The sequence below is a fragment of the Streptomyces sp. NPDC030838 genome (assembly GCF_055572035.1).
In genome coordinates, this window is the sequence record NZ_JBVIED010000011.1 from 300602 (window position 1) to 321238 (window position 20637).

Genomic DNA, 20637 nt, shown 5'->3' on the forward strand with positions numbered 1-20637 from the left:
GCTGTGCTCCATGACGGACTTTCACCTGGCACAGGTCAACATCGGCCGCATCGTCGCCCCGCTGGACAGCCCCGAGTTGGCGGACTTCGTCGCCCAACAGCCGGAAATCAACGCGCTTGCCGACCGCAGCCCCGGGTTCGTCTGGCGCATGGTCGACGACGGAGGCGTGGACGCGACCGGCATCCGTCCCGACGGGAACGACGCCCTGCTGCTGTTCAACTGCTCGGTCTGGGAGTCGGTCGAAGCGCTGCGGGACTTCACGTACCACAGCGATCACCTGCGCGTGCTGAGCCGCCGCAGGGAGTGGTTCCACCGCATGGCCGAGGCGCACCAGGCCATGTGGTGGATCCCGGCCGGCCACCGCCCGACCGTCGCCGAGGCGATGGAGCGGGTCGCGATGCTGCGCCAACACGGCCCCGGGCCGCGGGCGTTCACCTTCCGCGACCCGTACCCGGCACCGACCGGGGCTGCCCAGCCGCCGGCGCTGGGGCACGCGGCCCGCTGACACCGGCGCTGTCCCTGTCGGTCCGAAGTGTGGTGTCAGTGGCAGGCCGTAGGGTCCGGAACCATGAGCATCCCCGCCGTCGCAGAGTCCTGGGCCCGCATCGACGACTGGCTGGCCCGCCACGCTCCCGTCAGCCACGCCCGGCTGCGTCCGCCGGCGCCCGAGGCGGACATCGAGGCCGCCCAGCGCGTGCTCGGCGTGTCCTTACCCGACGACCTGGTGGCGTCGCTGCGCTGCCATGACGGGGTGGAACCGCAGGAGGGCGCGCCGGTGCTGGCCTTGTACGGGCCGCTGTCCGGCGTCGCGGACATCGTGAAGAGCACGACGTTCCTGCGCGGGATCGCCGAGGACCTGGCCGACGAGCGGGACGAGGAAGAGGCAGAGGAACTGGCGGCCTTCTGGCGTCCGGAGTGGCTGCTGATCACGCTGGGCGTCGCCTGGCAGTCCTCCGACGGCCTGTTCCTGTCGTGCCGCCCCGGCGCCGACTTCGGTCGAGTGGGCCGGTACTTCGACGAGGACGCACCCTCCTTCACCCGGTGGCCCTCGCTCCGCCACCTGCTGGCCGACTTCGCGGACGCCCTGGAGAACGGCCGTGAGTTCGACGGCCGCATACCCCTGGCCGTGGACGGCGTCCTGCTGTGGGAGCACGACACGTCCGTCATCCCGGACCCGGTCTCCCCGCTGGCGCTGGCCGCGGCGGCGGCCGAACCGGAACCGGCCGCCGCTCCCGCCCCCGCGGAACCGGCGACCGCGCTCGTCGGCCCGCCGGAGGAAGGAGGGAGCGCCGCGCTCGCCTTCGTCCGCATCATCGGTTCCCGCCCGGAACCGCTCCCGGACCAGCCGGACATCGTCTTCGTGGAGGGTCTCTCCCCGGACGAACTGCTGCGTCGGCTGGGCGCCGTCCCCGCCACGCTCCGGCCGCGCACCCGGGAGCGGGCACGGGAGGCCGGGGCCTCGCTGTGGGCGGCGTACCGCCCGCTGGTTCGGGCGGGCACGGTCGGCGGGTGGGCGTATGCCACCCAGGAGGCCGGTGCCGCACAGTTCGGCAGGCCCGAGGTGTTGCGTGGCCTGTCCGCGGGCACGCGGGCGGTGGCCCTGACCAAGCAGGGCCCGGAGGTGCGGGTCACGCTCACCGAGGACGGCGTGGCCTGCCCGGATGCCTCCCGGAGTGTCCTGTCGCCGCGCGAGGGCACCATGCAGCTGCCCGAAGGGCAACCGCCCCGGTACGTCGGCGCGGACCCCTGGCCGGGATCCACCGCCGCGTACACCCGCCTCCTGGCCGGCCTGGCCGAGGACTACGGCATCGCCCACTACCCGGGCGACGACGCGGAGACGGAGGTGACCAGCGCCCTGCTGCTGCCCGTCCTGGACGACTTCCCGGAGCACGAGTGCGGCCCCGTGTCGTGGGTACGGGACTTCGACCTGGCCGGACTCGTGGAGCGGATGGCGCCGCAGCGGCTGCGCACCGCGGTCGTGGCACAGCTGGCGCGGCTGGCGGCGGAAACCCGGATCGACACCTATGAGGAGGTGGCCGACGCTCTCGGGCGCATCCACCGCGGCGAGGACGTCCGGCTCGTCCCCGGTGATGCCCTCGACCTGCGCATGCGCACCCTCGCCGCGGAGACCTGGGCGGCCCGCCGGATGGTGCCGCCCGCCTGGCGCGGTGATACGAGTCCCCTCGCCCACGAGGACTTCAGCGCCTGGGTGGTGCGGGAGAGGGCTGCCCGGGCGCTGCGGGCGTTCATCCAGCTCCCGGTCCCCGTGGCGGCGGAAAAGATCCTCCACGAGCGGCTGTCCATCCACTGGCGCACCGAACTCGCCGCCGATCTGCGGGAGTCATGAACCGGCCGGCGGCTCCGTCAGGGCACGCAGATCGGCGAGCACCGGCGCGTCCGTTCCCTCCAGGGCGGACAGCGCGCTGCGCCATCGGTCACGGGCCGCGCGCTCGTCTCCGAGCGCTCCGAGGACGTGTCCGAACTCGTACTCGGCGAGGCCCCGACCGTAGGAATCGCCGCGTGCGGCGGTCTCCTGGAGCAGTGCCGCGCACGCGTCCCGGGCCTCCCCGAGGCGGCCCAGCGCCCGCAGTGCCTGCGCCTGGCCGAGGCGCGTCTCCCGCTCCGCGTTCCAGTGCGCCGTGCCGGAGGCCATGACGCGCAGCGCCTCCTCGAAGCTCCGCAGGGCCCGGGCGGGCTCGCCGAGGGCCAGGTGCGCACGGCCCGTGTTGCACAGGGCGACCTGCTCGATCACGGTGCTCCCGGCCTCCCGGGCGAGTTCTCCGCTGCGCCGGTGGTACGAGACGGCCGAGCGCAGATCGGTGAGTTCGGCCACGTACCCCTGGTGCCCGAGGAGCATCGCCTCCGCGACGGGGGAGAGGCGGTCGGGGCGCAGGGCGAGACACCGTGCCAAGGTCGCCCGGGCATCGGCGCCCCGGCCGAGTTCACGCAGCAGCGCGGCCCGGTTGCCGAGGTGACGCATACGGGCCATGTCGTCGGAGACGTGCTCGCTCAGCTCCACCGCCTCGTCCAGGATCAGCAGCGCCTGCCGGACGCGGCCCGCCGAGTAGTGCGCGGAGGCGAGGTGGCTCAGCGCCCGCCCTTCGGCCGCGGTGTTGCCGCTGGACCGGGCCAGCGTGATGGCGCGCCGCGTCAGGCGTTCGAGGTCGCGCACCCGCCCGCGGTCGTGCAGGTAGGGGAACAGGGCATTGATCAGGTCCAGGGTGCGGGCCGGTCCCAGGCGCCCCTGCGCGCCGGACCCGGCCAGGAAGAGCAGGTTCGCCGCTTCCGCGTCACCCCAGGTGAGGGCCGCCGCCGTATCGGCGAAGACGGTGTGGCCGCCGAAGTCCGTGCCGGTGCGGCCCCCGGGATCCGGCCGCAGGGCCGCGGCGCACTGTGCGAGCCGCTCCTGGTACCAGCGCAGGGACCGTTCGACGGCCGCCGCGCTCCGGGCCCGCTCACCCGGCCGGCCGGCGAGTTCCCGGGCGAAGTCGCGGACCAGGTCGTGCGGGGCGTAGCGGCCCCAGGACACCTCCTGGAGCAGGGCAACCTCCGCCAGACGGTCCAGGGCCCGCTCGGCGCTCCGCTCCGTGCGGTCCAGGGCCGTGGCCATCAGCGAGGCCCCGTACTCGGGCAGGTCCAGCGCACCGATGAGGACCAGGGCCGCGGCGGCGTCGCCGTCGTGCGGGTCGCCCGAGCCCAGGAGTGCCTCATGGGCCGCCATCAGGGACCGGCGCACGCTGAGGTCCTCCAGTTCCAGGTGGTCCAGGCGGTCCTCCTGCCGGGCGAGGCGTTCCGCCAGCTTTTCCACCGGCAGGGTCCGCCGGCTCCGCAGACGGGCCGCGGAGACCCGCAGGGCCAGGGGCAGATGGCCGCACAGGGCCACGAGCCGGGCGACCGGTGCGGCGTCGGACGCGGCCCAGGACCGGCCCGAGGCCCGCTCCAGCAGAAGCGCGCTCTCCCGCGGCGAGAGCGGCTCGAGCCGGACATGCGCGGAGGCTCCCAGGGTGGCCAGCGGCCGTCTGCTGGTCAGCAGGACGGCGCAGCCGGCGCCGGCCGGCAGCAGCGGACGTACCTGGCTCACCGAGGCCGCGTCGTCGAGAACGAGCAGCGTGCGGGTGGGGGCGAGCGCGGAGCGCAGCAGGGCGGAGGCGGACGCCACGTCGCCCGGGATCCGCCGGGCGTCCACCCCGAGGCCGTGCAGGAGGACGGTGAGGGCGTCGGCGGGTTCGAGAGGGGCCACGCCGGGTGTGACGCCATGCAGGTTGAGATAGAGCTGCCCGTCGGGGAACGCGTGCCGGAGCTGTTCCGCGATGTGCAGGGCGAGGCCCGTCTTGCCCACGCCCGGCATACCGCTGATCACGGCGAGTGCGGTGCGGTCGCGATCGGACTCCAGCTCCCCGCGGATCTCGGCGATCTGTTCGGCACGGCCGACGAACCCCTCGGGCGGCGCCGGAAGCTGCGCCAGCCGCGGAGGCATCCCCACCGACGGGGCCGCCACCGGAGCGATGGCCGTGGCGAAGGGTGACTCGCGGTGCGGGGCGGCCGCGCTGCGGAGCACCTCCTGGTGGGCGTCCTGGACGGCGGGGCCGGGCTCCACCCCGAGTTCCTCGACCAGGGTCCGGCGCAGCGACCGGAAGAGTGCCAGCGCCTCGGCCCGGCGGCCCGTGCGGCCGAGGACCAGGATCAGCTGGCGGTGCAGCGCCTCCCGGAACGGATGCTCCTTGACCAGGACGCCGAGTTCGGCGGCGAGCCCGTCGAGGCGGTCGAGGTGCAGGAGAGCCTCGAAGCGGCACTCGAGCGCCTGCAGCCGCTGCTCCTCCAGGAACGACACGACGGGGTGGCCGGCGAGGGCGGGCACATCGGCGAAGGGTGTGCCGTGCCACAGGTCCAGGGCGGCACCGGCCTCCCGTTCCACCGCCTCCCAGTCCTCCCGGCCCCGGGCCCGCTGCGCTCGGCGTACCCGCTCTTCGAACACGTCGCGGTCCAACTCGCCTTCCTCGACACGCAGTTCGAGGCCGTGGGGCATGGTGCGCAGCCGTGAGCCGCCCGCGTCGCCGAGGCTTCGCCGCAGCCGGGCGAGGTGGTTGTGCAGCGAGGCGGTGGCCGTCGGCGGTGGGTTCTCGCCCCACAACACCGTCATCACCGTGTCCGGCGGCACCGCGCGGTTCGGCTCCAGCAGCAGTGCGGCGAGCAGCGAGCGGGGCTTCGGTCCGCCGAGGGCGATGGCCACGCCGTCGTCGTCGACCGCCGTCACTGATCCCAGTACCGCGAACCTCACGTACATCATCTTCGTTCAGCGCCGCGCGAGGTCCAAGCGGCCGTTGTTGGCCGCCCGTTGGTGGCCCGTTGGAGGCGATCGGCATGATGCGGGTCCCGCGAGCCGAGAGAGGGTTGGTACACATGGCGAAACGCCTGATACGAACGGCGCTGGTGGGTGTGACGGCGATCGCGGCGGCAGGTACGGCCTTGCTGACGACGCCCGCGGCCGCGGCCGAAGGCGCGGTGACCGCCGCGGAGACGCGCGAGTCCCGGCACGCTGCCACCCAGGCCGCCATGGACGCGGCCGTCGCCGCGGGTGTGCCGGGGGTCGTCGCCGAAGTACGCGACACCCGCGGGGTGTGGAAGAGCACCTCGGGCGTCGCCGATCTCACCACGCGGCAGCCCCGCGGCAACGGCGACCGGTTCCGCGTGGGCAGCGTCACCAAGACGCTGGTGGCGACCGTCATGCTCCAGCTCCAGGCGGAAGGGAAGGCCGACCTCGACGCCACGGTCGACCACTACCTGCCCGGTCTGGTGCGGGGGAACGGCCACGACGGCACGAAGATCACGGTCCGTCAGCTGATGAACCACACCAGCGGCATCTTCAACTTCACCGAGGACCCCACGTTCGCCAGGAAGGTGCTGGGCATCGAGTTCCTCCAGTCCCGCTACGACGACTGGACTCCGCAGCAGGTCATCGCCCTCGCCCTGGAGAACCCGCCCCAGTTCGATCCCGGCACCTCCTGGAGATACTCCAACACCAACTACCTCGTCCTCGGGCTGATCGTCGAGAAGCTGACCGGCAGGCCCTACGCCGAGGAGATCGAGCGGCGCATCACCGGACCGCTCGGGATGCGCGCCACGTACTTCCCCGGCACCGACCCCCACGTCCCCGCACCCACCCGGCACTACTCCACCTTCACGGAGGACCCCGGGAAGACCTACGACGTGACCGAGCTCAAGCCCTCCTGGGCCTGGGCCGCGGGCGAGATGATCACCAACTCCGCCGACCTCAACCGCTTCTACACCGCCCTCCTCACCGGCAGGCTGCTGCCCCCCGCCCAGCTGCGGCAGATGACGACCACGGTCTCGACCGAGGGCAACCTGCCGCGCCAGCGCTACGGCCTCGGCCTCATCGAGTACGAGACGAGCTGCGGGATCAAGGTCTGGGGCCACTCCGGCGGCATCCACGGCTCCTCGACCCAGGCCTTCGGCACCAGGGACGGCCGGCACATGATCACCCTGAACTTCAACGGCGACTGGGTCGGCGGCGGCAAGAACGTCGTCTCGGCCGAGTTCTGCCCGCAGCCGTGAACGGCGCCTCCGGCCGGCACGAGAGACTGTTTCCGTCTCCACCGATCGCGTGCCATCGTGGCTGGTATGGCGACAGGACTGGATCTGGCGGTGCTCGTCGGTCTTCAGGCGGCCGGGAAGTCGACCTTCTACCGGCAGCGCCTGTCCGGCCGGTACGCGCTGGTGAGCAAGGACCTGTATCCGCGCGGCGCCCGCAACAAGCAGCAGCGGCAGATGCGGCAGGTGGCGGAGGCGCTGGCGGCGGGGACGCCCGTGGCGGTGGACAACACCAATCCGTCGCCGCAGGAGTGGGCCCCGCTGGTGGCGGCGGCCCGCGCCCACGGGGCCACCGTGACGGCGTACTGGTTCCCCCCGGACGTCACCGGCTCGCTGCGCCGCAACGCCGCCCGCGAGGGCCGCGACCGTGTGCCCGACGTCGGCGTCCTCGCCACCCGGCGGCGCCTGCGTGAACCGTCGCCGGACGACGGCTTCGACGCCGTGCTGGAGGTGCGGTTCGACGGGCGCGGGGGCTTCGACGTACGGCCGGTGGGGCCGGATCCCGAGTGAGCGGGACGCCTGATTCAGGGGACCGGTCTCCCCGGCCGGCGGCTAGTCCTCGTGCCCGGCCGGAGGCAGTTGCGTGCCGGCCTGGCAGCCGACGAAGGAGGCGTTCGGGCAGAACGCGTCGAAGCCCATACCGAACTTCGCGAAGGACTCCCAGACCGCCTGCCGCACCGCCGGGTACTCGGCCTCGGTCAGGCGACTGCCCCGCAGTTCCTTCAGAGCGCGCAGGATCGCGTCGCGGGCCGCGAGGAAGGTCGGGTTCTTCGGGGTGAGTTTCAGGCCGTCGACGACCGCCTGCCAGGTCACCCGGTAGCCCCGCTCCTTGCTGCCCAGCACGGCGGTGACCTTGCGGGTCGACTCCATGAGGGTCGCGCACCAGATCTCGCCGACGTTGTGGATCTGCGTGTAGTCCAGGCCGCCCGCCAGCTCACCGGGCCCCTTGCCGATGTCTCCGAAGCCGCCCGGGTACGACGAGTCGTAGGGCCGCTGGCGGATCCCCTCCGGCCGGTCGACCACCCAGTTGCCGACGACGAACCGCTCCTGCTCCTGTGAGAAGTTGCGTGTGGTGAGGGCGAAGAAGTCCGACCAGCCCTCGCCCATCGCACGGGACTGACGCTCCCGCAGGCCCTCCGCGTCGCGCAGACCGCCGACGAGCCGGTTGCTCACCCCGTGGACGAACTCGTGGACCACGACGTCCCCATCGACGGCCGTGTGCCGCCCGGTGGAGCGGACCAGGCCCATGTTCATCACGGCTGCCCTGCCGTCGGCCGGGGTGGCCATGTTGGCCGTACCGGGCACCGGTTTCGGATGCGCGAAGGCGCGGACGGGGTCCGCACCCTGGCCCTCGCCCGTCACGTTCGCCGTCTGGAAGTTGCCGTGCTTCTCCGTGAAGTCGAGCATCATGAAGAAGTCGTGCATGTAGTTGCAGAAGAAGAAGATGTTGGTGACGAACTGCTCGGGCGAGTCCGGCTCCGGGTCGAACACGGCATTGCCGTCCGCGTCCGTGCTGATCTCGAAGCTACGCCCGCTGGACCCGTCGACGGCCAGTACGTTGTTGCCGACGGTCGCCACATGCCCGTCCCGGGACTCGGCCCACACCCCCGGGAACCCGGGGATCGGCGCGGCGGGCGCCTCGGTCGGATACTCGCTGATCGGCAGCGGGAAGGGCACCCTGTCGAACCCGCTCTCGGCCGGGTTCCGCCGGAAGACGCGTCCTTCGATGACGTGGTTGGCGATGTCCTGGAAGTAGAGGATCTGCGGTGCGCTCGTGTCCCGCGTACGGTCGTCGGCCTCCACCAGCGCCTGGTACTGCACGGCCAGGTTGTCCCTGGAGAACGTGAACGACCAGGCCAGCCGGACCTCGTCACCCATGTACAGGTACACCAGCCGGGCGGGGACCGCCTCGTCGAACGGGCCCTGCTCGAAGCTCATCGGCTGGTCGTTGCGCGGCTGGTACGTCAGTCGCTCGAAGCCGCCCGAGACATCCAGGGCCGGCAACTCGTCGTCGCCGAAGGGGCCTTTGAGCGTCCGGGGTGCCGCGGCCTTCGCCGCCGCCACGGCCAGCGCCGCCTCGACCGGCACCGCCGGTATGGCCGGGGCGTTCGCCGGTACGCTCGCCGTGTCGCCGACGACCCGCTCCACCGCGCCGTCCGGCTGCAGCCACACCTTCGGTGCCATGCCCCACACTTCGATGCCGTTGTGCACCTGCTGCAGGCTGACCACGCGCATGCCCTCGCTGGTGGCGATCACGCGTGGATCGGCCTCGAACTCGGCGGGTTCGTCGGCCGCGAATCCGATCGCCTGGGCGACCGACGAAATGTAGCTCTTGGCCTGGGCCACGTAGTCGGCCTCGGTGGGCTCCGCGAGGACTTCCTCGCCGAGGCCGGCGGCGCCGCCCACGCGCAGCTCGGTCAGATGGCCGGTGAAGCGGTTCACCTTGTCGGGTTCCGCGATGAGGGTGTGGTCGACCTCGGCCGCCACGCGGTCGGTCTCGTCGAGGAACGCTTCGGCTCCCGCGACCGCCGTCAGCCGGTCGTACCCGAGATCCCGCTTGTCGATCAGGTCGGTCATGGTGTCGTCCTCGTGCTCGTGGTCGTGCTCGTGCCGCGGAACGTGGCGGCGGCCGTCACAGACCCGCGACGGTCAGCGCGGTCGCGGTGACGGAGCGGGCGATGGTGGCCGCGAACTCCGCGTCGTGGTCCTCGTCGAGAAGCGTGTCGCCGGGGGTGTGGTACTGCCGGGTTCCGGTTCCGGGCTCCCCGTCGGGCGTCGAGAAGAGGTCCTCCGACACGGCGACGGCGGCCCAGCCCCGCTCGTGGAAGCTCGCGTGATCGCTCCGCCCCAGCGCGGGGTCGTCGGGACCGGTGAGCTGCTGCACCGTGAAGTCCGGGGCGAGGACGTGCGTGGTCCGTGCCACCAGCTCCCCGAGCGCGTTCGACGCCTCTTCGACCGGTCCGGGCACCGACGAGCCCGCGTGGATCTCCACCATGGGCGCGCTGCCGTCCTGCAGGCCGGCGATCATGTCCATCTGGAAGACGCCGATGATGGGGTCGCCCCGGGCCGCGGCGGCGCGCGCGTAGAACTTGCTGCCGACGAGCCCTTGCTCCTCGGCGTTGAAGAGGACGAAGCGCACGTTCCTGGTCGGCGCGTTGCCGTCCGCGATCAGTGCCCGGAAGGCTTCCGCCGCGGCCAGGACCGCCGCGGTGCCGCTTCCGTCGTCGTCCGCGCCCGGAGCGGGATCCACCGTCGGGTCGTAGGGGCGCCACACGCCGTTCTCGTCGACGAAGTCGCCACTCATCGCGGTCGAATCGAGATGCGCCGTGACGAGGACCGTCGAGTCGGCCCCGTCGACGCGATGCTCGGCCTCGACATTGAACAACCGGCGCCCGTGCCAGGTGAACTCGTGCTGCCGGACGTCCAGGCCGAGATCCCGGAACCGGCCGGCCAGGGCGTCGACCACCCGCTGGTTGTCCTCGGCGGACGCGTCCCGGCTGCGGACCTTCCGCTCCTCACCATCGACGAGCGGGCTGACCCCGGAGATCCGCGCCACGTGGGCGCGCAGGGCATCGGGCGTCACAGCGGCGCGCACCGCGGCCATGACCCGCGGCGAAGGCTGACCATCGGCGAACCCCTCGGCCCGTCCCGCGGTGAAGGTCCGCGCCTGCGCCGCCCCGGGGCGCGACAGGAGCGCCGGATCGGGAAGCAGGCGCTCCGTATGCCCGGGCTTCGCACCCGGCGGGTGGATGTCCTCGACCGGGACACCGGCGGGCGCGGCGACGTAGACGCCGCCCGGAGCCGGCCCGAGGGACAACAGCGGCGGTGCCTTTCCGGCCAGCTCACCGGCCAGGAAGCCGTACGCGGCGGCGGCGCGCACGGCCGCCTCGGCGGCCGCCCTGGACTCGGCCGGGGCGGCGGCGAAGGCCTCGGGGACCGGGACCGGCCGGTCGTCCCGCACGAGGAACGCCGTGGTGTCCTCCACTTGGCCGCGCACATCGGCGGTGAACCCGCCGCGGAGCAGGGCCTCGAGGCCGAGCGCGGTCGCCATGGCGAGCACGAGCCCGGGGAAGGGGACGTGCACGGGAACGGCCTCGGTGCCGTCGACGATCTCCGCCAGGTCGGCCAGACTCCGGCCCTCCGGCACATCGATCCACGCCCAGAAGACCGGACGGTTCTCGGCGGCGGCCCGTGCGAACACCGGATGGGCCGCGGTGCGCATGCCGGCCTGCCGCGCGAAGGCACGCTCGTCGGGATCCTCACCGACGAAGACGCAGTCACCGGCCGCGCCACCCGCGCTCCTCACCGCCTCGTCGAACAGCGCGCGGCTGGTCTTCGGCCCCCAGTGGACGAGGCGGGGGTCCGTGAAGTGGTCGCCGAAGGTCTCCTGGAGGGCAGCCGCCGCCCGCGCGCTCGCCCCCTCGGCCGGGCCCGGGTCGGAGAGGATGCCCTTGCGGGCCTCCGCGAGGTCACCGAGGACGTCCAGGACACGAGGCCGGGCCTGGAACCACAGCGAACCGTCGGCTTCGACACTGACATCCGCCAGCGTCGCCCCGATGTCGAAGAGGAACACGGTCATCTCGGCTCTCCCAAGCTTGACGTTCTCCGATGCCGACGAGGGCGCTCCCACCGGGCGTGCAGATCAGCCGAGCCGCAGCGCCACGTCGGCCGGGCGTCCGGCGCCCACGGCAACGGACGCCCGCGCGCCACGCCCGTCCGGTGCGCGGCAGTGGACCGCGTACACGCCCTCGACGGACACGGAGAACGCGAAACGGCCGTCGTCTCCGGTCAGCGCGGCGATGTCGGGAAAGGGGCCGGGGCCTTCCGCGAGGTACACGGAGACACCCGGCACCGGTTTCTCGCTCGCGTCGAGCACCACACCGCTGATCAGATGCCCGCGAGCGCCGCTGTTCGTTGTCATCGGGCGGACCACGTGACGCGTCGACGTCCGGGCGTGGACGCGGTCACGCCCTCCACGAGACGAAGTTGTCGTAGACGGCTCTGGTGATCCGCGTCCCGGAGTTGGTCGTCGCGCCGCCGTAGGCGTGGACGGCGACTCCGTAGCGGCCACCGTTGTGGATGCGGTAGACAGCGCTCCCGCTCTGGCCGCCGGCGGTGTCGATGTCGTAGAAGACCTTCAGCGGGTTCACCGAGCTGATGCCCCGGCCGTCGTACCACAGGGTGCCAGGGGGTTGGTCCCCCGGATAACCGGCGATGTTGACGGGAGTCTTGAGCAGGTCGGCGTCCGCCCACGCGCCGAAGCCGAACCATCCGGTGGTCGATCCGAGCTCGTTGGGAATGATGATGGCACCGTAGTCGTAGTTCTCGTCCCCGCTGTCGGTCCAGCCCTTGACGGACCGGAAGTTCGTGCTGGTGACCGAGCCGTACGGCAGCGACGCGCCGTTGCGGCCGGGCATGACCTGGATCGTTCTGACCCATCCGTCGCGCCCCGGCACTCCGCTGTGCTTGATGTACACGACATGTCCCGCGGTCACCAGCGTGTGCGGCCCGATGAACCATCCGGTCCCGATCCACTGGGAGTTGTCGGCAGCGGTGACGAGCAGGGAGGCGCTCGCCCGCCACGGGTAGGTCGTGGTGTCCGTGATCTGTACGCGGTCGTCCGGGAGGTGCACTGTCTCCAGGACGTCCGGGCCGAAGGAGGCCATGCCGATGTCGGGCAGCTGGACGGTGGGCGGTGTCCACATCTCGGCCGGTACGGCATCGAACTCGTAGCGTGTCCAGTTTCCGACCTGTTCCAGGCCGTCGGTGGTGAAGGGTGCGGGAGTGCCCTGCACCCCCTCCGAGGGGCTTTGGAAGACCGGCTGTTCCTCGGCGACGGCGACGAGCTCTTCGGGTTGGTTGGAGACGGAAAGGTGCGGAGAGTCGTTCATGAGAACCTCTAGGTGGAGGCTCGGAGGGCTTCATCGTTCCTCTCCATGCTGCGCCTGAAACAGGACGTGTGCATCTCCCGGACGGCCCGCTTGAACCGTCAACTGCTCTCCCGGACGTCCCGCTTGAACCGTCAACTGCTCTTCCGGACGCCCGCTCAGGACACGAGGGGCTCATCCTCCAGCTCGGTCAGCCGCACCGTGCACAGGCCGCCGCGCTCGGCCTTCACGTCCGTCACCTTGAGCTGGGTGCCCGGCAGGAGCAGGAACTCCTCCTCGCCGGTGAACGCGGAGAAGCTGCGGATCCCCACGGCCCGGGCGGGCACCACCTCGAACAGCGTCCGCTTGCCGCGGCTGCCGAGGAATCCGCGTGCCACGCCGAGTTCGGACGTGCAGGAGGACACGCCCCACCAGGTCACGGTCCGTCCGACCGGGTACTGCGACCGCAGGTCCAGCGACACCCCGCGCCACAACGGCTCCTTGCGCACGGGAAGTTCCGACACCGCCGCGAACAGCAGCCGCAGATAGGGGAGATACGGGACGAGCCGGGTCCGGTCCGGAGAGCGCAGGATGGCGTTGATCTCCCGGTAGAACGCGGACTCGCAGGTGTAGAGGTAGAGCGCGGCGATCGCGTCGGCGGACAGACCGCCGCCGGCCGGTTCGTCCGCCCGCTTCTTGCCGAACTCGTGCGACCGCTCGATGTGCCGGTCCAGCCCCGCCAGCACCTCGGCGACCGGGGAGACGGCGTCGCGGAAGTCCATGAGCGGTGTGTCGAACACGCCGGTGATCGCGGGGAGGGCGAGCCCCTCGTCCTTGACGCTCGCGAGCCGTTCCAGATACAGCTGGTGCAGCTCCATGGTGGACGCGATGAACGCGCCCATGCGTTCGGCGACGGCGCCGCCCGTCCCGTCGGTCTCCGCCGCGAGGTCGTTCCACCCCTTGCTCGGCAGCCAGTCGACCGGGGCGGCGCCCACCGACGCGAGGGCGTCGTTCACCATCCCGAAGTGGTCGCCGTCGCAGAAGATGTCGCCCTGCGCGGCCGGGTTGCAGTGGTCGATGTGCCGGACCTCGACGCCGGGGTACTTCTTCTGGAGCTCGAGAACGACCTTCTTCAGGCTGCGGGCGTGCGCACCCCACCAGGCGAAGACGACGCCGCGGTCCTCCTCGTCGGCATCCTGCTTGGCCTTCAGGATCTCCTCGACGATCCGCTCGGCGACCGGACGCCAGAACGCGGTGTGGGGTTCGGCTCCCCGCGGACCGTCGCTGCTGGCGGTGAGGGCCGCGTTGAGCAGCAGCACGCCCTGCGTGAGCATCGCCTGGAACCATTCCGGCGGCTGGACGGTGTCCTGCTTCCTCAGCAGCGCGCGGATGTCGGCGATCGGGGTCTTCTTGGGTATGCCGTACTTCCACATCGCCGCCGCCTTGATGATGCAGCGGATGCTGACCACCCGGCCGAACTGGCTGTCCTTCCAGTCGTGGAAGGTGTTGTCGAACATGGCGATGCCGGTGGCGCTCTCCGGCCGCGGATACGGGTTCTGGCCGAAGACGACGACCTTCCACTTGTGCGGCGGGTTGGGCTTGAGCGCCTGGAAGGTCAGTTCGCGGACGGGGACGACGTCCTGGCCGCGGCCCGGTCCGATGAACGCGGCCGCGTTCGGCTGCGCCTCGATGACCGGCTTGAGCAGGGGCAGCCACGGTTCGCCGCCGCCCGCGAAGAGTTCGGCGAGCGCCAGCGGGTCGTTCGGGTCGGGCTGGGCAGGGGTGTTGGCATCGATCATGGCCGGGAGGCTAGCAGCGGGGTACGACAGTCCCGGTCCAACGGCGTTGTCAGTGGCGGGCGGTAGCGTTGTGATCAGTTTCGACGAGCCATATCTCGATGGGAGTGGACTGTGACCGTGAACCGCTTGGAGTCGCCGCTGAGGGTCGTGCTGACCGACGTCAACACGAGTGTGGTGCAGGCGTGGCGGGCGGCCTTCGCCGACACCCCCGGGATAGAGATCCGACGGGGATCGATCCTCGACGAGAAGGTCGACGCCTGGGTCAGCCCGACCAACTCGCGAGGCCGGATGGACGGTGGCGTCGACGCGGCCATCAAGCGGTATCTCGGGGCGGGCATTCAGTTGCGTGTGCAGCGGGCCATCCGCGACCGGTTCGCCGGAAGCCTCCCGGTGGGCAGCGCGGTGTGCGTGCCGTCCGGGGCCGTCAACCCGAAGTTCCTGATCTCGACGCCGACGATGGAGACGTCCTCGCAGAACGTGAGCGAGACCCTGAACGTGGCCCTCGCGTGCGCCGCCGCGTTCCAGGCGATCCACCGGCAGAACGCCGAAGTCCCGGGCAGCATCGAGTCGGTGGCGCTGGTCGGCATGGGCGCCCGCACCGGCCGCGTGCCCGCCCGGGTGTGCGCCAACCTGATGTGGACGGGCTACACCCTGTTCAACGACTACTCCTTCGAGGACTACGACGACCTGCGCAGCACGATCGTCGCGCAGCTCGACGACCTCGAGAACGCACCCGCCGAGCAGCGCGTACGCATCGCACCGCCCGAGCGCCGCACCTCCCGCCGCTGAGCAACGCCCAGGGTGGGCACGGCATTTCCGGCGCCTCCGGAGAGGGCTGAGGGCGAGGAGGAGCAGCGCCGCGCCCAGGGTGAGCACGAGATGACCGTGCAGGACGAGCAGCGCTCCGGCGAGGGCGCCGAGGAACTGGCCGGCATGGAGAGGACTCGGCAGGGGCTCGTGCCGCTGAGTGGTGTAGCCGGTCGTGGCCCGGGAACGCGCGGGTGACGGTGGCCTCTGTCGCCCAGGCGATCCGCTACTGGATGACCTCGTAGATCTCCTTGTAGCCGGATACCGCGTTGCTGTTAAGCGTATCGATCAGTGACTGGGCGTTTTCATCTGGATTCACGTAGAACCCTCGCTCCATGGTGAAGTACTGGTCGAGGCTGTCGAATTCCCATTGGCAGACGACCGTATCCATGGGACCGGCGTAATCGACGTAGATTCGCCGGTTCGCGTACCCCGCCTCTTCGAACACCTTGGTGAGGGTCTTGAACGCCGCCACGATCTCCGGCGCCTTCCCGCGTTGAGCTTGGTAGACCTCGCGCATCATGTACATGATGTGATCCTGCTTTCCTGCTCGAGCAGTAATCGACTATCAGGCGCTATTTTTCATGCTAAGTCATCAAAATGTCGCCCGCATGCCGAGCGAGGACGCTCAACCGGCTACACCACTTCACGGGACGCCATCGCAGCACGGTCCTAAGACAACTGCATTGGTAGGGAGCAGGCCCCTCGTTCAGGGCGGTTGAAGCCCCTGCAATGAAGGGCCCGGGGCAAGCGCTCCTGGTCCGCTGACGCCGGCGCCTGTGACATCACGCCCTGTCAGGGATGTGCTCGGCCGAGGGTGCGGGTGCCCCGGCGAACGGTGGCGCGGCTCCAGCGTCCCGCTCGAGGAGTTCTTGCTCGTGCCCGAGAAGACGAGCCGTGGGGTCGGCCGTATTGTTGCCAGTGTTATCGACTTGGTGGGTACAGGCCGTTCGGTTCCCACGCTGTGCCGGCCCGCCGAGGTCACGTCTCCTGGGCGGGCTCGGCGTTCGGGCGTGTGAGGTGTGGGCGCTTGGCGGTGCGGCCGTCGCCTGAGGATTGGCCGCGCAGGCGGCGGGTGATCCAGGGCCCGAGGAACTCGGCGGCCCAGCGCAGTTCGGCGGCGCCGGTGCGCCAAGCCGTGGGCGGCGGGGTGGTGGGGGTGGGCAGGGGGTGGGTCCAGGAGTCGTCGCTGTCGGGCAGGGCGAGGGCGTGGGCGATGGCGGCGGCGATGCGCTGGTGGCCGAGGGGGCCGGCGTGCAGGCGGTCCGTGCTCCACAGGCGGGGGTCGGTGACGACGGCGTGGTGGCCGGTCTCGGCGACGACGACGCCGTGGCGGTGTGCGGCCTCGCGGATGCGGTGGTTGAGGGCGCTGACGCGGTGCCGGACGGGCCGGGCCAGCGGGGTGATGCGGGCGACGTCGGGGAAGGTGAGGGTGGCGACGCGGATCCCCTGGGCGGTGAGTGCGGCGAACATCGCCTCCAGGTGGCCGGCCACCTCGTCGGCGTCGAACCGAGGCCGCAACAGGTCGTTGACGCCGGCCACCACCGTTGCCAGGTCCGGTCGCAGGGCGAGCGCGGCGTCGAGTTGTTCGGCGTGGACCTGGCCGGCGAGGCGGCCTCGGACGGCGAGGTTGGCGTACAGCAGATCGGGGTTGTGGCGGGCCAGGTGCTCGGCGAGGCGGTCGGCCCAGCCGCGCAGCCCCGTCAGGTCATCGCCGTCGCCGACGCCTTCGGTCTGACTGTCGCCGAGAGCCACGTACCGCGAGAAGGGAATCTGCGCGCCGGGCATGGTAGGGCCTCTGTTCGATGAGTCGGTACGGGGGCGGCTGCCGAAGGGTCACGTCTGCGGTGTGGCGTGTTCCTGATCGCGGGCTGCGGTTGCGCGTCGTTCGAGTATGCGGAGCGCGGTCTCGCCCCACTGGATGTTCTCCCGCTCGAACGCCATGCCGCGCAGCAGTGTCAGGTACGGCCCGATCCGTTCGGCCTGTGCGCAGTACTCGTCCTCCGTGCGCCCCTTCAGGAGGCGCTCCTTGAGCCGTTCGTACCGGGCGAGCTTGGCGGAGGCCCACTCCATGCGTTCGGTGATCGCCGCTCGTACGGCCTCCATGTCGCCGACGTCCGCGCACTGCACCTTGACCAGGAGCTCGTCGCGGATGGTCGTCGGCTTGCCCGGCGGTTCGGCGACGTAGGCGCGCACGGCGTCCATGCCGGCTTCGGTGAGCGAGAAGAGCCGCTTGTTCGGCCGGCGCTCCTGCTCGACGACCCGTGCGGCGATGAGCCCCTCGCGCTCCATGCGTTCGAGCTCCCGGTAGAGCTGCTGAGGGGTGGCCATCCAGAAGTTCGCGACGGAGGCGTCGAAGCCCTTGGCCAGGTCGTAGCCGGATGCCTCCCCTTCGAGGAGCGCGGCCATCACCGCGTTGCGCAATGCCATGACACCAGACTATCGCATCGTTGACTAGTCGCGGAGATGACTAATCGCGTGCGTCGCCCCCTCATCTTTGCGTGGGGGGTGGACAACCCGCCCGACGCGCCCCTAACCTCCGACGCACCTAATCAACTAATTGACTAAAGGTGATGTCGTGCATCCGTTCCGCAAGGCTGTCGAGAACCGTGACGAGGCCGCCATCGAGGCGCTCCTCGCCGAGAACGTCGTCTTCACCAGTCCCGTCGCCTTCAAGCCGTACCCGGGCAAGGCCATCACCGCCGCCATCCTGCGCGGAGTGATGCGGGTCTTCGAGGACTTCTCCTACGTCCGCGAGATCGCGAACCCCGACGGCCGCGACCACGCCTTCGTCTTCACCGCCACCGTCGACGGGCGGCAGATCCAGGGCTGCGACTTCCTCCACTTCGACGAGGAAGGGAAGATCGACGACTTCACCGTCATGGTCCGGCCGCTCTCCGCCGCCCAGGCCCTCGCCGCAGCGATGGGCGCCCAGTTCGACCAGATCGCGCGCGAGGCGTCCGAGGCATGACCGACGTCGACGCCGTGGTCATCGGTGCCGGCAACGCCGGCCTGACCGCCGCCACCACCCTTTAGCTCGCCGGGCTGCGCACCCTGCTGGTCGAGCGCCACAACGTCCCCGGCGGCTGAGCCACCTCCTTCCGGCGCGGCCGGTACGCGTTCGAGGAGGAAGCCTGACTGCGGCTGTCCGACGAGAAGTTCGGCTACACCCACTCCTGCGTCGCCTACCCGATCTCGTCGGCCACCTCGTCGCCCATCCGGACGGACTTCCCGCCGACGGTTCCACCCGTGTCCGCGTTCACCAGGCCGACGATGATCCCCGAGCCGACCCACAGACCGCCCTCGCGCAGCACCCGCCGGACCTCGGGTCACGAGCTTTCCAGGGGCCTGGCGGCGCGGCACCGAGCCGGTTCACAGAATGCGGCGCTGGCGCGGTCGGACCGACTCGTCGCCCGTGAGAGTCACGGACCGTGGAAAGGCTCCGAAAACAGCCCTGCGCGGCGAGGACAGCAGCGGTGCGCTCATGAGCAATTGCCCTACGTCCGGCGCCTTTAGCGTGACGAAAGGCGGTTCCGGGACGTCCGTCGCGGCGTCCCGGCCGCCCTCGCCGGAGGGGCCCGCGTCCCATGAGCGTTCAGGAGATTCACGTGTCCGATGTCCACGATCCGGTGCGGCCGGTACTGGAACCGGCGGCGGCCGCTTTCGCGGAGGCGACCGCCCATCCGCCGTACCTGTTCGACCTGCCTCCGGCGGAGGGGCGCAAGGCGGTCGACGACGTGCAGTCCGGTGAGATCGAGAAGCCGGCGATCGACGAGGAGTGGATCACCGTCCAGGGTGGTCCGACGGGCAGCGTCCGCGTGCGGATCGTCAAGCCCGCCGGCGCCGAGGGGACCCTCCCCGTCGTCCTTTACATCCACGGTGCGGGCTGGGTGTTCGGTAACGCCCACACCCACGACCGGCTGGTGCGTGAGCTGGCCGTGGGCGCGCAGGCCGCCGTGGTCTTCCCCGAGTACGACCTGTCGCCCGAGGCCCGCTACCCGGTCGCCATCGAGCAGAACTTCACCGTCGCGAAGTGGGTCGTGGAGCAGGGCACGTCCAAGAACCTCGACAGCACGCGGCTTGCCGTTGCCGGCGACTCCGTTGGCGGCAACATGACGGCGGCGCTGACGTTGATGGCGAAGGAGCGCGGCGGCGTCCCGCTGGTGCAGCAGGTGCTGTTCTACCCGGTCACCGACGCGTGCTTCGACACCGGCTCTTACTACCAGTTCGCCACCGGCTACTTCCTGCGCCGTGACGGCATGCGGTGGTTCTGGGACCAGTACACGACCGACGAGGCCGAGCGCGCGCAGATCACCGCCTCCCCGCTGCGCGCCACCACCGAGCAGCTCCGGGGCCTGCCCCCGGCGCTGGTCATCACCGCCGAGGCCGACGTGCTGCGCGACGAGGGCGAGGCCTACGCCAACAAGCTCCGCGAGGCGGGCGTCGCGGTCACCGCCGTCCGCTTCCAGGGCATCATCCACGACTTCGTCATGCTCAACGCCCTGCGCGAGACCCACGCGGCCCAGGCCGCCATCACCCTGGCCACGGCCACCCTGCGCGCGGCCCTGCACACCGCCTGAGCCCGCCCAAGGAGAGGCCCCGCCCAGCGAGAGGCCTCGCCCAACGAGAGCCCGCGCCCACGAGAAGCCAGCCCACGAGAGCCCGAGCACGAGAACCCCGACCACGAGAATCCCGCGAGAAGAGAGACCTTCCATGACCACCTCCACGCCCACCGTCCTCCTCGTGCACGGCGCCTTCGCCGACGCGACCAGCTGGTCCGGGGTCATCGCCGAACTGCAGCGGCACAGCATCCCGGTGATCGCGCCGCCCAACCCGCTGCGCGGACTGGCCGCCGACGCCGCCTACATCGCCTCCGTGGCCGCCCAGATCGACGGCCCGGTCATCCTCGTCGGCCACTCCTACGGCGGTGCGCTCATCACGGTGGCCGGCGCCACCGAGAACGTCGTCGGCCTCGTCTACGTGGCCGCCTACGTCCTGGAGGAGGGCGAGAGCCTCGGCGAACTCCAGGGCCGCTTCCCCGCCTCCCCGCTGGTGAACAACCTGAAGCAGTGGACGTACCCCGTCGCGGAGGGTGACCCCGCGGTCGAGGTCACCCTCACCGCCGACGCCTTCCCGTCGATCTTCGCCGCCGACGTGCCCGAGGACGTCACCAAGGTCCTGGCCGTGGCCCAGCGCCCGCTGGCCGCCGCGGCGTTCGAGGAGACGGCCGCCGCGGCCGCGTGGCGGACCAAGCCGTCGTGGGCCGTGGTGGCCGGGGCGGACGAGGCGATCATCCCCGAGGTACAGCGGTTCGGCGCCAAGCGTGCCGGGGCGACCGTCGTCGAGATCGAGGGGGCGTCGCACGCGGTCGCCGTCTCCCGGCCGAAGGACGTCGCGGGCGTGATCCGCGACGCGGTACGGGCGACCAGCTGACGCAGGGCGGACCGGGGGGGGGGGGGGGGGCCCCCCCCCCCCCCCCCCCGTTCATTTGGGAAAACACTCGCCCCTCGGGGAGAGGGACCACACCGAGGTTCTCCTTCTCCCCCCCAAAACGT

The 20637-nt window shown here is 71.3% G+C and carries 18 protein-coding genes; 8 read left to right on the top strand and 10 right to left on the bottom strand.

Annotated elements, in window-relative coordinates:
* The first annotated feature begins 10 nt into the window (after positions 1-10).
* Both ACZ42A_RS27075 and ACZ42A_RS27080 read left to right on the top strand, forming a co-directional pair.
* Positions 11-505 carry a DUF3291 domain-containing protein gene (locus ACZ42A_RS27075; RefSeq protein ID WP_468529861.1) on the top strand — a complete coding sequence of 165 codons (495 nt, stop codon included), beginning with the start codon at positions 11-13 and terminating at the stop codon, positions 503-505.
* Positions 506-568: 63 nt separating this feature from the next.
* Positions 569-2347, top strand: a complete 1779-nt coding sequence (locus tag ACZ42A_RS27080) for an SMI1/KNR4 family protein (protein WP_468529862.1) — start codon at positions 569-571, stop codon at positions 2345-2347.
* Here the strand turns inward: ACZ42A_RS27080 and ACZ42A_RS27085 are convergent.
* Positions 2342-5278: an AfsR/SARP family transcriptional regulator gene (locus ACZ42A_RS27085; RefSeq protein ID WP_468529863.1), complete on the bottom strand. Its 2937-nt coding sequence runs from the start codon at positions 5276-5278 to the stop codon at positions 2342-2344. The genes ACZ42A_RS27080 and ACZ42A_RS27085 overlap by 6 nt on opposite strands.
* Positions 5279-5400: 122 nt before the next feature.
* On the opposite strand from ACZ42A_RS27085, the gene ACZ42A_RS27090 reads away from it, so the two are divergent.
* Complete coding sequence (locus tag ACZ42A_RS27090; RefSeq protein ID WP_468529864.1) at positions 5401-6573, top strand: serine hydrolase domain-containing protein; 1173 nt, start codon at positions 5401-5403, stop codon at positions 6571-6573.
* 66 nt (positions 6574-6639) lie between these two features.
* Positions 6640-7119 (top strand): AAA family ATPase, encoded by a 480-nt coding sequence (locus ACZ42A_RS27095; RefSeq protein ID WP_468529865.1) that lies wholly within the window; start codon positions 6640-6642, stop codon positions 7117-7119.
* Positions 7120-7161: 42 nt separating this feature from the next.
* Here the strand turns inward: ACZ42A_RS27095 and ACZ42A_RS27100 are convergent, their stop codons facing one another.
* From ACZ42A_RS27100 to ACZ42A_RS27120, 5 genes are all read right to left on the bottom strand, one after another.
* Positions 7162-9186 (bottom strand): M36 family metallopeptidase, encoded by a 2025-nt coding sequence (locus ACZ42A_RS27100; RefSeq protein ID WP_468529866.1) that lies wholly within the window; start codon positions 9184-9186, stop codon positions 7162-7164.
* Between the two features lie 55 nt (positions 9187-9241).
* Positions 9242-11188: a M20/M25/M40 family metallo-hydrolase gene (locus tag ACZ42A_RS27105; protein WP_468529867.1), complete on the bottom strand. Its 1947-nt coding sequence runs from the start codon at positions 11186-11188 to the stop codon at positions 9242-9244.
* A gap of 63 nt (positions 11189-11251) precedes the next feature.
* On the bottom strand, positions 11252-11530 hold the full coding sequence (locus ACZ42A_RS27110) for a carboxypeptidase-like regulatory domain-containing protein (protein WP_468529868.1): 279 nt from the start codon (positions 11528-11530) through the stop codon (positions 11252-11254).
* Between the two features lie 43 nt (positions 11531-11573).
* A complete protein-coding gene (locus ACZ42A_RS27115) occupies positions 11574-12500 on the bottom strand; it encodes a trypsin-like serine peptidase (RefSeq protein WP_468529869.1) in 927 nt (308 codons plus the stop codon).
* Between the two features lie 155 nt (positions 12501-12655).
* Positions 12656-14275: an ADP-ribosyltransferase domain-containing protein gene (locus ACZ42A_RS27120; protein ID WP_468529870.1), complete on the bottom strand. Its 1620-nt coding sequence runs from the start codon at positions 14273-14275 to the stop codon at positions 12656-12658.
* A 117-nt stretch (positions 14276-14392) separates the two neighbouring features.
* Between ACZ42A_RS27120 and ACZ42A_RS27125 the strand changes: the two genes are divergently transcribed.
* Positions 14393-15064, top strand: a complete 672-nt coding sequence (locus ACZ42A_RS27125) for a macro domain-containing protein (RefSeq protein ID WP_468529871.1) — start codon at positions 14393-14395, stop codon at positions 15062-15064.
* Positions 15065-15308: 244 nt separating this feature from the next.
* Here the strand turns inward: ACZ42A_RS27125 and ACZ42A_RS27130 are convergent, their stop codons facing one another.
* The 3 genes from ACZ42A_RS27130 to ACZ42A_RS27140 form a co-directional block, all read right to left on the bottom strand.
* Positions 15309-15611, bottom strand: coding sequence for a hypothetical protein (locus ACZ42A_RS27130; RefSeq protein WP_468529872.1), 303 nt, complete (start codon positions 15609-15611; stop codon positions 15309-15311).
* Positions 15612-16063: 452 nt separating this feature from the next.
* Positions 16064-16870: an SGNH/GDSL hydrolase family protein gene (locus ACZ42A_RS27135; RefSeq protein WP_468529873.1), complete on the bottom strand. Its 807-nt coding sequence runs from the start codon at positions 16868-16870 to the stop codon at positions 16064-16066.
* Between the two features lie 48 nt (positions 16871-16918).
* On the bottom strand, positions 16919-17512 hold the full coding sequence (locus tag ACZ42A_RS27140) for a PadR family transcriptional regulator (RefSeq protein WP_468529874.1): 594 nt from the start codon (positions 17510-17512) through the stop codon (positions 16919-16921).
* Positions 17513-17660: 148 nt separating this feature from the next.
* Between ACZ42A_RS27140 and ACZ42A_RS27145 the strand changes: the two genes are divergently transcribed.
* Complete coding sequence (locus tag ACZ42A_RS27145) at positions 17661-18053, top strand: nuclear transport factor 2 family protein (protein ID WP_468529875.1); 393 nt, start codon at positions 17661-17663, stop codon at positions 18051-18053.
* A gap of 214 nt (positions 18054-18267) precedes the next feature.
* Here the strand turns inward: ACZ42A_RS27145 and ACZ42A_RS27150 are convergent, their stop codons facing one another.
* Positions 18268-18396 (bottom strand): hypothetical protein, encoded by a 129-nt coding sequence (locus ACZ42A_RS27150; RefSeq protein ID WP_468529876.1) that lies wholly within the window; start codon positions 18394-18396, stop codon positions 18268-18270.
* Positions 18397-18690: 294 nt separating this feature from the next.
* On the opposite strand from ACZ42A_RS27150, the gene ACZ42A_RS27155 reads away from it, so the two are divergent.
* Both ACZ42A_RS27155 and ACZ42A_RS27160 read left to right on the top strand, forming a co-directional pair.
* On the top strand, positions 18691-19662 hold the full coding sequence (locus tag ACZ42A_RS27155) for an alpha/beta hydrolase (protein ID WP_468529877.1): 972 nt from the start codon (positions 18691-18693) through the stop codon (positions 19660-19662).
* A 133-nt stretch (positions 19663-19795) separates the two neighbouring features.
* Entirely contained in the window at positions 19796-20515 is a 720-nt protein-coding gene (locus ACZ42A_RS27160) for an alpha/beta fold hydrolase (RefSeq protein ID WP_468529878.1), read from the top strand.
* Positions 20516-20637: the final 122 nt, after the last annotated feature.

Bases quoted from the DNA above. Each gene is read 5' to 3' on its own strand.
- ACZ42A_RS27135 (WP_468529873.1), bottom strand. From the start codon at position 16,870: ATGCCCGGCGCGCAGATTCCCTTCTCGCGGTACGTGGCTCTCGGCGAC.
- ACZ42A_RS27130 (WP_468529872.1), bottom strand. From the start codon at position 15,611: ATGTACATGATGCGCGAGGTCTACCAAGCTCAACGCGGGAAGGCGCCG.
- ACZ42A_RS27140 (WP_468529874.1), bottom strand. From the start codon at position 17,512: ATGGCATTGCGCAACGCGGTGATGGCCGCGCTCCTCGAAGGGGAGGCA.
- ACZ42A_RS27100 (WP_468529866.1), bottom strand. From the start codon at position 9,186: ATGACCGACCTGATCGACAAGCGGGATCTCGGGTACGACCGGCTGACG.
- ACZ42A_RS27080 (WP_468529862.1), top strand. From the start codon at position 569: ATGAGCATCCCCGCCGTCGCAGAGTCCTGGGCCCGCATCGACGACTGG.
- ACZ42A_RS27160 (WP_468529878.1), top strand. From the start codon at position 19,796: ATGACCACCTCCACGCCCACCGTCCTCCTCGTGCACGGCGCCTTCGCC.
- ACZ42A_RS27090 (WP_468529864.1), top strand. From the start codon at position 5,401: ATGGCGAAACGCCTGATACGAACGGCGCTGGTGGGTGTGACGGCGATC.
- ACZ42A_RS27110 (WP_468529868.1), bottom strand. From the start codon at position 11,530: ATGACAACGAACAGCGGCGCTCGCGGGCATCTGATCAGCGGTGTGGTG.
- ACZ42A_RS27120 (WP_468529870.1), bottom strand. From the start codon at position 14,275: ATGATCGATGCCAACACCCCTGCCCAGCCCGACCCGAACGACCCGCTG.
- ACZ42A_RS27095 (WP_468529865.1), top strand. From the start codon at position 6,640: ATGGCGACAGGACTGGATCTGGCGGTGCTCGTCGGTCTTCAGGCGGCC.
- ACZ42A_RS27115 (WP_468529869.1), bottom strand. From the start codon at position 12,500: ATGAACGACTCTCCGCACCTTTCCGTCTCCAACCAACCCGAAGAGCTC.
- ACZ42A_RS27075 (WP_468529861.1), top strand. From the start codon at position 11: ATGACGGACTTTCACCTGGCACAGGTCAACATCGGCCGCATCGTCGCC.
- ACZ42A_RS27105 (WP_468529867.1), bottom strand. From the start codon at position 11,188: ATGACCGTGTTCCTCTTCGACATCGGGGCGACGCTGGCGGATGTCAGT.